Origin of the sequence: Mycobacterium gallinarum (assembly GCF_010726765.1) — a bacterium.
Classification (GTDB): Bacteria; Actinomycetota; Actinomycetes; order Mycobacteriales; family Mycobacteriaceae; genus Mycobacterium; species Mycobacterium gallinarum.
Genome location: NZ_AP022601.1, coordinates 4,320,567 through 4,332,836, shown reverse-complemented (window position 1 = coordinate 4,332,836; position 12,270 = coordinate 4,320,567). Strand labels below are relative to the sequence as shown.

The 12,270-nt window shown below is 62.2% G+C and carries 10 protein-coding genes; 3 read left to right on the top strand and 7 right to left on the bottom strand.

Going from position 1 to position 12,270, the window contains the following annotated elements; translation table 11 throughout:
• Positions 1-360 precede the first annotated feature (360 nt).
• Positions 361-2,997 carry a replicative DNA helicase gene (dnaB, locus tag G6N42_RS21385; protein ID WP_163732502.1) on the top strand — a complete coding sequence of 879 codons (2,637 nt, stop codon included), beginning with the start codon at positions 361-363 and terminating at the stop codon, positions 2,995-2,997.
• Between the two features lie 835 nt (positions 2,998-3,832).
• Here dnaB and G6N42_RS21380 read toward each other — a convergent pair.
• The 7 genes from G6N42_RS21380 to G6N42_RS21350 form a co-directional block, all read right to left on the bottom strand.
• Positions 3,833-4,525, bottom strand: a complete 693-nt coding sequence (locus G6N42_RS21380) for an acyl-CoA dehydrogenase family protein (protein WP_163732499.1) — start codon at positions 4,523-4,525, stop codon at positions 3,833-3,835.
• Positions 4,526-5,154: 629 nt separating this feature from the next.
• Positions 5,155-5,640, bottom strand: coding sequence for a DUF5994 family protein (locus tag G6N42_RS21375; RefSeq protein WP_232076237.1), 486 nt, complete (start codon positions 5,638-5,640; stop codon positions 5,155-5,157).
• A gap of 59 nt (positions 5,641-5,699) precedes the next feature.
• On the bottom strand, positions 5,700-6,221 hold the full coding sequence (locus tag G6N42_RS21370) for a GreA/GreB family elongation factor (protein WP_163732492.1): 522 nt from the start codon (positions 6,219-6,221) through the stop codon (positions 5,700-5,702).
• Between the two features lie 29 nt (positions 6,222-6,250).
• Positions 6,251-6,802, bottom strand: a complete 552-nt coding sequence (locus G6N42_RS21365; RefSeq protein ID WP_163732489.1) for a GreA/GreB family elongation factor — start codon at positions 6,800-6,802, stop codon at positions 6,251-6,253.
• A 130-nt stretch (positions 6,803-6,932) separates the two neighbouring features.
• Complete coding sequence (locus tag G6N42_RS21360; protein WP_163732486.1) at positions 6,933-8,198, bottom strand: NAD(P)/FAD-dependent oxidoreductase; 1,266 nt, start codon at positions 8,196-8,198, stop codon at positions 6,933-6,935.
• Positions 8,199-8,662: 464 nt separating this feature from the next.
• A complete protein-coding gene (locus G6N42_RS21355) occupies positions 8,663-9,211 on the bottom strand; it encodes a DUF5994 family protein (protein WP_163732483.1) in 549 nt (182 codons plus the stop codon).
• 62 nt (positions 9,212-9,273) lie between these two features.
• Positions 9,274-9,489 (bottom strand): hypothetical protein, encoded by a 216-nt coding sequence (locus G6N42_RS21350; RefSeq protein WP_163732480.1) that lies wholly within the window; start codon positions 9,487-9,489, stop codon positions 9,274-9,276.
• Positions 9,490-9,660: 171 nt separating this feature from the next.
• Between G6N42_RS21350 and G6N42_RS21345 the strand changes: the two genes are divergently transcribed.
• Positions 9,661-10,014 carry a hypothetical protein gene (locus G6N42_RS21345; RefSeq protein WP_163732477.1) on the top strand — a complete coding sequence of 118 codons (354 nt, stop codon included), beginning with the start codon at positions 9,661-9,663 and terminating at the stop codon, positions 10,012-10,014.
• Between the two features lie 219 nt (positions 10,015-10,233).
• Positions 10,234-11,757 (top strand): PucR family transcriptional regulator, encoded by a 1,524-nt coding sequence (locus G6N42_RS21340; protein ID WP_163732474.1) that lies wholly within the window; start codon positions 10,234-10,236, stop codon positions 11,755-11,757.
• Positions 11,758-12,270: the final 513 nt, after the last annotated feature.

The following is a 12,270-nucleotide window of genomic DNA, read 5'->3' as shown; positions in this document are numbered from 1 at the left end:
TGGCCCCGATCGGAAACACAACACGCCCGAGACCGCAACCTATAGCGACACGCCGTGCGAATTCCCATCCACAGAATTCCATGCGGTTTATGGTGCGGCTATCTGCACGGATGCGCTGAAAAAAGCAAGTTATACACAGGTTCTCCCCAACGACTCAACATGGCTGTCCAGACCTATCCACAGCCCATCCACAGGTCCATGAACAGGGGGCACTTGCATCGCTCCCAGCAACGTCTAGCGTTGGCCGTCGCGAGTCCATCAGGGCGACCGATTGGGGGCGGATGTCCGACGCTTGTCACTGTGCCGCGGTAGCGTTTGATCGAACGTCAGTTCGACCTAGTTCAGGGGAGGTGTAGCTCCGTGGCTGTCGTGGACGACCTTGGCCATTCGGACATGGACACCCCTCCATCCAGTGAGGAATTCGGCCGCCAGCCTCCGCAGGACGCCGCTGCCGAGCAGGCGGTCCTGGGCGGCATGCTGCTGAGCAAGGACGCGATCGCCGACGTGCTGGAGAAGCTGCGGCCGGGTGACTTCTACCGGCCGGCGCACCAGAACGTGTATGACGCGATCCTGGACCTGTACGGCCGTGGTGAGCCGGCCGACGCGGTGACGGTCGCGGCGGAGCTCGACCGCCGCGGGTTACTGCGCCGGATCGGTGGAGCACCTTATCTGCACACGCTCATCTCGACGGTGCCGACGGCCGCGAACGCGGGGTTCTACGCGGGCATCGTCGCGGAGAAGGCACTGCTGCGTCGGCTCGTGGAGGCGGGCACGCGCGTCGTGCAGTACGGCTATGCCGGCGCCGATGGTGCCGATGTGGCGGACATTGTGGACCGCGCGCAGGCCGAGATCTACGACGTGACCGAGGGTCGCAATACCTCAGAGGACTTCGTGCCGCTGGAGCAATTGCTGCAGCCGACGATGGATGAGATCGACGCGATCGCCTCGCAAGGCGGGATGTCACGCGGGGTGCCGACGGGCTTCGTGGAACTCGACGATCTGACCAACGGTCTGCATCCCGGGCAGATGGTCGTCATCGCGGCACGTCCTGGTATGGGGAAGGCCCTCAAGCTCGATACGCCGCTGCCGACTCCGACAGGCTGGACGACGATGGGTGCGGTCGCCGTCGGCGATCAGCTGATCGGAGCCGACGGAAACCCGACACGGGTGGTCGCGGCAACAGAGGTGATGTTCGGGCGGCCCTGCTTCGAGGTCGAGTTCTCGGACGGAACCGTGATCGTCGCCGACGCCGAGCACCAGTGGCTCACAGATACGCGAACGTCACGCAAGTCAGCTCAAGCCGCCGCCGTCGGGTACAACCGCACCAAGAATCAGCGCACATTCGCCGAGGTCCGCACGACGCGCGAGATCGCCCAGACGCTGCGGTGCCGGACCGCCGATCGCAGGCTCAACCACTCAGTCGTCAACGCTGCGCCGTTGCAGGCTCCGGAACGTGATCTGCTCGTCCCGCCATACACGTTGGGTGCGTGGCTGGGTGACGGCACGACCGCCTCTGCCCAGATCACCACGGAAGACGCGGAAGTCATTATGCGTATCGAGGCCGAGGGCTTCGTCGCGCACCAATCGAGGGCTGCAAAATTGCGCTATCAATTACGCCTGCCCGAGTTTGAGGACGTCGCCGCGCGCAACTGTGTTGTCTGCGGTTCACCGTTCGTTCCGCGGACGAGCCAGGTACGTACCTGCGGCCGGACCTGCGGAGGACGCGCACGGTTTATGTCGGACCGGGTACCGGCGCCCACCTGCGGTCGTTGCGGCGGGCCGTCGTGCGGATTGAGGTTGTGCCAGGAATGCCGCAACGCGGTAGGGACGCTGCAAGCGCGGCTGCGCACCGTCGGCGTTTTGGGCAATAAGCACATACCGATCGAGTACTTGCGTGCGTCGGAATCGCAGCGGCGAGCACTGTTGGCGGGATTACTTGACACGGACGGCACCGTCACCGCGAGCGGCGCGGTCCAGTTCTGTGTCACTGATCGCCGACTGGCGGCCGACGTCGCGGAATTGATCGTCAGCCTCGGCTATCGATGCCAAACCTCCCGGAAGCCGGTCAACGGCCGCCGTGCGGATACGTCGATCGCGTACATCCTCAACTTCTCGACCGAAGATGATGTCTTTGGACTGACGCGAAAGAGCCTGTTGCACAAAGAACGCCGAGCAGGTCGTGGAATCGCGCGGTCGAACTCAAGGTTCATTGTCGATGTGCGTCCCGTGGACAGCGTTCCGGTGCGCTGTGTCCAGGTCGATAACGACGACCACATGTATCTGGCAGGGCGCGCCATGGTGCCGACGCACAACTCGACTCTTGGACTCGATTTTTTGCGGTCGTGCTCCATCAAGCACCACATGGCGAGCGTCATCTTCTCGCTGGAGATGAGTAAATCCGAGATTGTGATGCGTCTGCTGTCGGCCGAGGCGAAGATCAAGCTGGCAGACATGCGCTTGGGTCGGATGAACGACGACGACTGGACTCGGCTCGCGCGACGGATGAGCGAGATCAGCGAGGCGCCACTGTATATCGACGACTCACCGAACCTGACGATGATGGAGATCAGGGCCAAAGCGCGTCGGCTCAAGCAGAAGGCGGACCTGAAGCTCATCGTCCTCGACTACCTGCAGCTGATGACGTCAGGCAAAAAGGTCGAGTCGCGTCAACAGGAAGTGTCCGAATTCTCGCGTCAGATCAAGCTTTTGGCCAAGGAGCTCGAAGTTCCCGTGGTCGCGATGAGCCAGCTGAACCGTGGTCCGGAACAACGCACCGACAAGAAGCCAATGCTGGCCGATCTACGCGAATCGGGATCGATCGAGCAAGATGCGGACATGGTGATTCTGCTGCACCGGCCCGACGCGTTCGAGCGCGACGACCCGCGTGGTGGCGAGGCCGACTTGATCATCGCCAAGCACCGCAGCGGTCCGACAAAGACGATTACCGTTGCGCACCAACTACATTTGTCGCGTTTCGCGAACATGGCGAAGGCTTAAGGCGGCACTCGTGCTGGCAGGAAAACTGCCGGTGTGATTTCTCATACTTCATGACCAAATCCCATCTAAAGTGACCACCGAATGACCAATTGGTCGCGAAGTGTGAGACAAGCCGTGTCGTTGGAGGTTCATCGCACCGAACGTGCGAAATTCTCACGGGTGGCGGCGGAGCGATGGCGCATCCGCCGTGTCTGTGTGAAGACACGCGGTTGCCAATCCACTGAGCGCTGTGTTCGAGGTTCCCGCAGGTAAGTTGTGTTTCGGTCGTCGGGTGGTTGGCTTTGGGGCTCCGTTGTCAGTGATGTCTAATCGCGGTTCGCTCGACGCGCGCAGATGGCGACGAGGCTTCGCAGGCTCGTCTCACGTGTTGTCGCGCCGGAAATCGGTGCTGGCTGGCGCGCCGATAGACGTCGGTCAGGTGCGCGGACACCCGCGCAACGCGAAATCAGGACTGACAAGACGATGCCGACTGGCAACCAACACGGCAGGTGAAAGATACTGTCGTGTAGGCAGTTACAGATGAGTGACATGGAAATCCGCTGCATCCGCGGCCTTTTAACCGTTGCATCTTGCAACAAAAGAACTGTTGACGCTGTCAATAGAAACTATTGACGCGGTCAACCCAAAGAGGTTTATACCGTTCGACTTTCGTGTGGAGGTTTGATCTCGGCTGCATCCCGATTCGATCTGGGGGTTGGCGCGGATAGCACTGTGCGACTCATTCTCGAAGGCATGACTACCGCCGATGGATGAGAACTGATGCCATGCACAAACACAGAGGTGCAGCCGTCCGTCACGGTTCGTGACGAGACGGGTGAACTGATCGATAGGCCGCTCAACGACTTGACGCCCGACGTGCTTTGTCGGGCGCAACCGTACCGTACCTTTCGCTGGTACCGCGGACAGAGGCACTACTCGGGCGCGCGTCAGAAGTTACGTATTGACGTAGTTGGTCATTATCGGCGGGCTGCGGACAGACGAATTGCAGTAGCAACTCCCGATGATGTGTGGCGTCGCCATAGAGGAGTGCGTTGGTACGTGCGCGGCGCAGATTGAGGTGTAGATCGTGCTCCCAGGTGAATCCGACACCGCCGTGTAGCTGCAGGGCCTCGCCAGCGACACGGGTGATCGCGTCGGACGCACAGACCTTGGCAACACTGACGGCCCGAGCATGATCGGATGTCTGTGCATCGATGGCCATCGCTGCGTAATACGTTGCGGCGGTGGCTGATTGCACCCACATGCGGATGTCCGCGCACTTGTGTTTAACGGCCTGGTAGCTGCCCACGGGTCGCCCGAACTGCACTCGTTGGGCGGCATACTCCAGTGTCATCTCTAGAAGTTTCTTGCCGACGCCGGTAAGTTCCGCGCAGGCCAACACTGCGTTGACGTGAGACGACCGTGCGATCTCAGTCTGGGCCGCATCGCCTGATGCAAACAGTGCGTCGTCGGAGACGATGACGTCGTCGAGCGTCACGTCGGAGTACACTCGCGTAACGTCAAGCGTCTGCTGGCGCTCGATCCGCATTCCGGGTAAATCTGGTGGGACTTGGCGGGAGCTCCCGCGGTCATCAATCCGCCATCACGCTGGTCGAGCCGGGTTAGCTCCTGGTCGCAATCCCCTTCGAGGGTAGAAGCTAATTGTATTGCGACCGCTCGGGTCCGGGTAGCGCAAGCAGCAGCACTAGGCATGGGTGGTTCCTTCGGCGTGGTTTGAAATATGGCTGACGGGGCCGGCTGTGGGCGACCAGGTCACAGCTGAGTGGCTCGGCGGTTGTGTTGGTGGTGCTAAGCGTGGCCTGGAGGGTCGAGCGCACCTCCCTCGGCTTCCCACCGCTGGATAGCGATAGGAGCGAGGCTGTGAGTGCTGGCGATGTACTTGTTGGTTGCGGGCAGGGGGCGTAAAGCCGACGTATCAATGACGCCGCCGGCTGGCCGTGCCATGCCGACGGGGCGTGTACTGGAAATTCTCTGACGGGTTGCTGACATGTCATGCCTCCGGTGATTGTCGGAACACAGGTCCACAGCGAGTGTTGTTGGCGGACAAACTCTGTCGAGGGTTCACGCTCATCGCTTCCGAGAATTTGTCATGGTCCATGACCGGGAGCCCTGCGGATGGGGCGTCGCGCCACAGGTTCCTCGGGCGTAGTCAAGTGCTCATGCGTCCTGCATCTGAGGTTGTATTGGCGATGCAAGTGGCACTGCTCCTCCGTCGGCTTCCCATCTTTCAAGCGCGGTGGGAGAGAGCAGCCGATGATCACTGCCGCGTGTGATACCGAGTAGTTGGTCGGGTGTCGAGGTGTCGTTGACGCTGACCGCTTTGGTCACCACGTCGTAGGCGTGCGTGGGTTCGGTGTACGGGGGTACGACCAGCAGGTCGAGCCTTCCGAACCGGGGTCCGAGTACCGAGATGACGTTCGGCCAGCCTTGGTGGGCGCTGAGGATAACTTGATCGCCTTGATGCGTAGTGCTCAAAGGTGCTGGTGACCAGTCATTTTCGTGGTAAAGCACGCTGTCGATCGCGCCGAACCGTAGCGAGAGTGCCCCCAGCAGGGCAGGCAGTTCGTTCCCGAGTTCGCTCGATCGAGGCCACCAGGCGCCCTGAACGAAGCCGCACGACCGGTGTGCGGGTTTCAGCTGCATTCGCAAGCTCGCTATTGCTGGCCGACGCGTCGATGTGTCGCTTATGTTCTCGGTAATCGTCAACATGTGCTGCCTTTCGTTGTTGTGCGCTTAACTTCGACGTTTTGTGCGGGCTGGTCCACGTCGGCAATGTGGAGGCCGTAGGGCACCGCTTTGAGAAGGGTGACGGCCAGGGGGCTGCCACTGGGCAGTTCGAAGGTGCGGCGTTCACCGGCGCGTGCTCCCGCGATGGCGGCGCCCAACGGGCATTCGATGGAATAGACGGGCATGTCTAGGTATTCGGCGTCGTGAACGCCGAGTAGGAACGTTTCGGTGTCGCCGGTAGCGTGACGGCGAATCGTAACCACCATGCCCGGTTCGGCCAAACCGTCGTCGGGTGGGTCGTCCCCGACGGCGGCGTTTATCAGGAGGTCATGTATCTGTTGAATTCGCCGCTCCCACGCACGTCGCACTACGGTGGCATTCTCGTCGGTGCCGTCGTCGGCGATTCCGGCGGAGAACAGAAAACGCAGGGTGTCCAGTTCGCGGTGGAGGCGCTCGTGCGCTTGCGCTGAGATCCACACGCGTGTCGTACTGGTCATGTCGGTTCCTTTAAAGTTCGTAGTTGCAGTTACTTCGTGTTGACCTGTGCTGTTACCCGGGTGGGTCGGGCAGGGCCGCTGATGCGTTGCGGTGAGGCAGATTGTGCCCCTGACGATTTGGGCGTACGCATTCCATAGGGCACCGCCTTGAGCAGCGTGACGGGCAGGTTAACCCCGCTAGGGATGGAGTAGGTGCGCTGTTCACCAACTAGTGCGCCAGCGATCGCGCTGCCCAGTGGCGATTGGACTGAGTACACGTCGATGTCGCCGGCGTCGACGCCGCGCACGCCGAGCAAAAAGGTTTCGATCTCGCCGGTGTCGTCGTAGCGGACGGTCAAAACCATTCCCGGTTCGGCGATACCGTCATCGGGCGGGTCTTCACCGACCACGGCATTGGCCAGCAAGTCTTGAATTCGACGGATGCGGGCTTGTCGTGCCGCGTACTTCGCGCCGAGGTTGTCGTCGTAGTCCATAAAGTCTTCAGGAACTTCGATGTTGGGACGTGAACGCAGGGCGGCAAGTTCTGCCTGCAGCTCACTGTGAGCCTGGGGTGTCATCCAAAGACGTTCGGTTGTAGTCATTTTCGCGGTGTCCTTCTATTTGAAGTCGGGGTGTCGTCAGGGGCGGTCGGTGGCGTGGGCTCCGCCCCTGACGACCGGGGCGCCCGTGATGGGTTTTACGGGCGTGTGGACTAAGGAGGGTGGCGGAGGTCTAGCGCCCGGTTCTGCGCAGCGGGTCGAAGGCGCGCAAGGCTTCGGGTTGCTTGCCGGTGGTGATCTGTTCGGCCAGCAGGCGACCGGTGATCGGCCCGTGTGCCAATCCCCACATGCCGTGGCCACCGGCCACAAAGACGTCTCGCGAGATTTCGCCGATCAAGGCCCGCCCGTCGGGGGTGACTGGGCGGGGGCCGACCCAGATGTCGCTGCGTTCGGCCCACCGTACTCCTTCCAGCAGTGGGCTGGCGGAGGCGACGAGTGCGCCAACCCTCTCGGGTACCGCCGGTTCGTGCGGGTCGCGGAATTCCATCGCTCCCGAGACACGCAGTGCCCCGTGGTAGGGCGTACACGCCACCCGCACGTCGGGTAGGTAGATCGGCCCGGGAATGGGACGGTCCACGGGCACGGTGAACGAGTAGCCGCGACCGGCCTGCACGGGCACGCGTATCCGGTTGTCTGCCAGCTGGGGCAGCCATGCGCCGGTAGCGATCACCGCGGCGTCGGCGGTCAGCCACTTACCGCTGCGCGGGTATACCTGGACGCCGGTGCTTGCGGACAGCACGTCGCTGACTTCCAGCGTGCGCATCGTTGCGCCCCTGTCGACGACCGCTCGCCCCAGCGCCTGCACGAACCGGCCTGGATCGATGAAGCGCTGACCGTTGATGTTGAGCGCGGCGGTGATTTTTGGGGACGCCAGCGGCGCTTGCTCGCGTAGCGCCTCGCCCGCCAGTCCGGTGACAGACAGTGTCTGCCCGGCATTTTCGAGTTGGCGAAGGTCACGCAGCATGCGTTCGGCATGTTCGGTGTTGCGAAACAGCGCGGTGATGGGGGCGTCGGTCACCGGTGCGTCGACGCCGTTGGCGACCAGCACGTCGAAGGCTTCGATGGCTTCCTCGTTGAGCGGCACGTTGGCGCGCACCGCGCGTTTCCACGACGAATGGCGACAACTGGCGGCGAACTGCATCAGGAAGGCCCCGAGCGCCGTGTCGGCGGTCATCGGGATGTGCAGCGGGGAGGACGGATCGACCAACGAGCGCAGCCCAGCGCGCAAGCCCGCCGGCGCGTTGAGCGGAAGGGCTAGTGACGGTGAGATCCAGCCGGCGTTGCCCCAAGACGCGCCAGCTGCCACGCCGCTGCGGTCCACGACGGTGACGTCGACGCCGCGCTCTTGTAGGAACCATGCCGTCGACAGCCCGACGATGCCCGCGCCGATCACGATCGCCGACCGGGGGCCGCCGTCCATGCGCTCGCCGCCGCTCATTACCAAACCTCCACATCTGAACTTTCGTTGTTGTCTCCATGGTGGAGCGGACGACGGGCGATCGGTTTGCTGGAACCCGACAACGCGATAGTGCGCCGTTGTCGGGATCGAACAAACGCACTTATTGGTGCCGTCCGCACCGCCCAGACAGCGAGTTGACGTCAAGTGCGTGCACGCGAATGGCCAGCCAGGTGGAAAATTTCTTGACGTCGAATCGGGCTAATCGGAGGAGGTTTTGCGGCGTTGCCCGTCGTTGACTGCGACGATGCACCCGTCGGCGAGCTGACAGCCGGCGGTGTGCTGTGTATGAGCGAGCTCGTCGACGCGACATGGGTGCGGTGACGACGGTTCCGGCGATGTCTGCGGCCGAATAGCTGGTCTGACCGGAGTGACGCAGGGACTGTTGGCACGCATCCGCGGCCTGCGGTCGCCGACGATGAGTGTCACTGAGCGTGTCGAATTTCTCATGCGATGGCAGATTCGCTGCGGTTATGTCCTCGACGGGGTACTGCTGCGTCGTCGGACCCGCAGCGCGGCTGTGTCACTAGTGCGCGGCGGCGCCGCCGTCTCGTCGGTTTCGCGATCTGCAGTAAATCCTCGGCGCTCGAGACGTTGTCGGGGTCGGCCGCCATCGTCACGGCAGTGGTGGCCGTGGCCTGGTCGGTGTCGTGGGGCACCACCAGCAGTACGAGCGTTCCGAACCGCTTGCCGCTCAAGGTCAGTGAGTTGGGCGAGGTGGTGCTGGGCTCAAGGATCACGCTGTGTCCCTGAAACTCCTGCCTCAATGCTGCGGGAGCCCAATTGTTCTCGTCGTAGATCACCCGCTCGATGACACCGGACCGAGACGGTAAGGCTGCGAGCAGCAGCGGAAGTTCGATGTACAGTCGGTCGCTTCGAGGCCACCACCCGCCCTGTACGAAACCCGCAGAGCTGTGTGCGGGCTTCAATCGCAAGCGGGGATATGCGATCGTCAACCGGCGTGGTTGAGCGAAGTACACGGTGGGTGCGGACATAAGTGAGTTCCCCTTTGTTTTTGGTCGTGAATCGATTAGCTCGATGAGGGAGCGACGGTGGTTTACACCGCACTGGCAAGCGGTATGGCCAGCAGCGACACCGTGATGGCGAGCGCCAATACCAGTGCCTCAATCCGATCGCTGCGCCATACCAAAGGATTACGGCTCACCAGCCCGAAGATGGACCAGTGTGGTAGACGAACCCCGGATGTCTCCAGGGCCTCTTCGGGTGTCGCCCGGATGCTGATTGGTTGATCGTGCGGGCGGGGGACGAGCATCGAAATATTCTGTTGGCGAGTCGAGTTCGAGCTTGAATGGGGCGTGAGCCGTTGGCGCGTAGACACAGGCGGGGATGGCGCAGTGGCAGACGCGGGTTCGCGGCTCTCGGCGATAGGCGACGGCCCCAACGCGACGCGTACCGGTGCGGCCGCTGACCGCGGTAGCCGATCATGGCTGTCCATGAGCTCTCCTGCACCAATCGCATCTATAGCTTGTCCATTTTCATGGTGGTCGCGATTGGCGGCTCAGGTCTTGCCCGGCCCAGACAACGACGCCGCCGTGCTTTGTCGAATCTCGACAGCGGTCATGGTCACCCGAGACGGATCGTTCGTGATCGTGCCGAACCGCCGGTAACGCACGGTGTCTTGGCACGCTCAACGCTGATCCGGGCCGAGGCCCAGTCCGCCCTGGTGCTTCAAACAGCCCACAAGGTCGGCGACGGAGGCGATGTGTGCGCGGCCACGGCGACGCTCGCCGGCTCATCGATGAGTTTGGCACTGAGTCATTCGACCGATGCGCATTGATCGGTCCCGGTCATTTTCAAACAACGATCGGATACTGCTTGAGCCATCAGCCGGGGATTGCGCATAGTTTAGCTATCCGGCTATCACCTGTCAGGAGCCGTCGAGCGCGTCGTGACCTCGGGCACCGCATACATTTCAACCAGGATCGATCGCGAAGCGTTCGTCGTTCGGCGGGGCCGATCCGTGGTTACGATTATCAGTTCGGGATGGGAGCGGGTCGTGATCACTCTGGACCGCTTGGTGAACGTGCTCGGTGGTTATGGCGTGCGTCTGCGTTGGTCGTCGGTGCCCAGGTCCACTGAGCTGAGTAGCGTGGTGATCCACGAACCGGCCGAGCACCGCGCTGTGGTGGGCGATGTATTGCTGGCCATTGGTGCTGGATCGGTCAGGGAAGCGGTGCGGTGGGCGGCATCGGCGCGCGCGGTCGTGGTGCTGATGCGCGGTGCTGAGAAGCCGACCAAGTTCGACGATGACGTCGAAGCCGGCGCGGTGATGGTGGTCGACGAGGCTGTGTCGTGGAGTGATTTGGCCGCCGTGGTCTATGGGCTGGTTTTGGAGGGCCGCGAAACAGAATCTGGTCGTGGCCCCACCGATTTATTTGCACTTGCCGACAGCCTGGCGCACGCCATCGGCGGTGCGGTCGTTATCCATGATCGACTGTTGCGGGTGTTGGCGTATTCGAGGCAGCAGCAGCACGCTGACTCGGCACGGGTGGCGACGATCTTGGAACGACAGACACCAGAGCCGTTGCGTGAATTCTTCGAGGACCGTGGCGTCTTTGCGCACCTGGCGGTTTCTGATGAGCCGTTGTTTGTCGGCGAGGACGCCGGACTCGGGTCGACCGGGCGCATGGTGGTGGCGGTGCGCTCGGGCCGAGAACTCATCGGCTCGGTCTGGGTAGCGTGCCCGGCACCACTGGATGTCGCCGCGCGCACCGCCCTGACTGATGGCGCGCACACGGTGGCCCTGCACGTGTTGCGGTCTCGCGCCAGTGCCGACCTTGAACGACAGGTCGAATCCGAGCTGGTGATCCGGTTGCTGGAGGGCGCCGCTGATGGCGACACGCTAGCCAGCAGGCTGGGTTTGGCGCATGGCCGATTACGGGTGATTGCCCTGCAGGCGTTCATCGGATCAGACCGTGATGCCGCCTTGCTGTTGGCTTTCGAGCGTGCCACCACCGGATTTGGTTGGTCACGGCCGGGCCGCAGCGCCTTGGCCGGCAACACCGTCTACACGTTGCTGCCCGGTGAGCAATCGTCGCTGGCGCGCCAATGGATCACCGGTTTGCGGGCGGCATTGCCCGAAGGGGCGACGGTGTTGGCCGGTATCAGCGGTACGGCCGAGGTGGGCGACCTCGCCGCCGCCCGTCTGGAGGCCGATGAGTGTCTGGCGCTTCACGAGGTGTCTTCTCGAGTCACGCCCCCTGCCTACGACGAATCCTGGGATGAAATCCTTCTGCAGCGGTTGCGCACGGCGGCGCGCTCAGGTCGGTCTCCGGACCGGGGACCGGTGGCCGATCTACGCCGCCATGACCGCGCCAACGCATCCGACTACGTGCTTACTCTGCAGGCCTGGCTGGAGGCTCAAGGCGACCCAGCCGAGGCCGGTAAACAATTGGGGGTACACGAAAACACCGTGCGTTATCGCCTGCGCAAGATGGCTGAGATCACTAGTCTGCCCTTAGGCGATGCGAGAAAGCGGCTGGCCATGATGATCGAACTGGCAGCTACCGACACCGAATAGCGCTGGGCCCGGCTCGTGAAAGCCGCGGTTTCGAAATGCAAATTACGATCAGCGGGCGTGTTGTTGACTGCCGATCGCGAATCCGCCCATCGCCACGAGTCGGATTAAATCGACTCGATACGAGCGGCGGTCGATCACCCACGTGGTCATGTATTTCTAGGATTTCGTGCCATTCCAAAGGCGCACGAAAAACTCCAGGGTCAGCGTCAACCCTTGCGCTTACGCGAACGCGGCGGTGTCGCCTCTATCGCCCTGGCGCGCTTGATAGCCCGACGTTCTTTAAGGGACAGCGCGGGTTTCCGAAGGTCTTTTCCTGCAGATTTATTAGCCATTGTCGCTCCTTTATACGAAGTGGCAACCACTGCTATCTACCATACGTGAGAAAAAATAAAATGCCACTCGCCTCATTATTTGCACACTCTTTGACAGGAAGATTTTCGTGTCGGCCCAGTTTCTGGTCTTCAGCGAAATACCTTCGCCACCTAATTTCGGTCCTATGCACGGTCTTAGTCC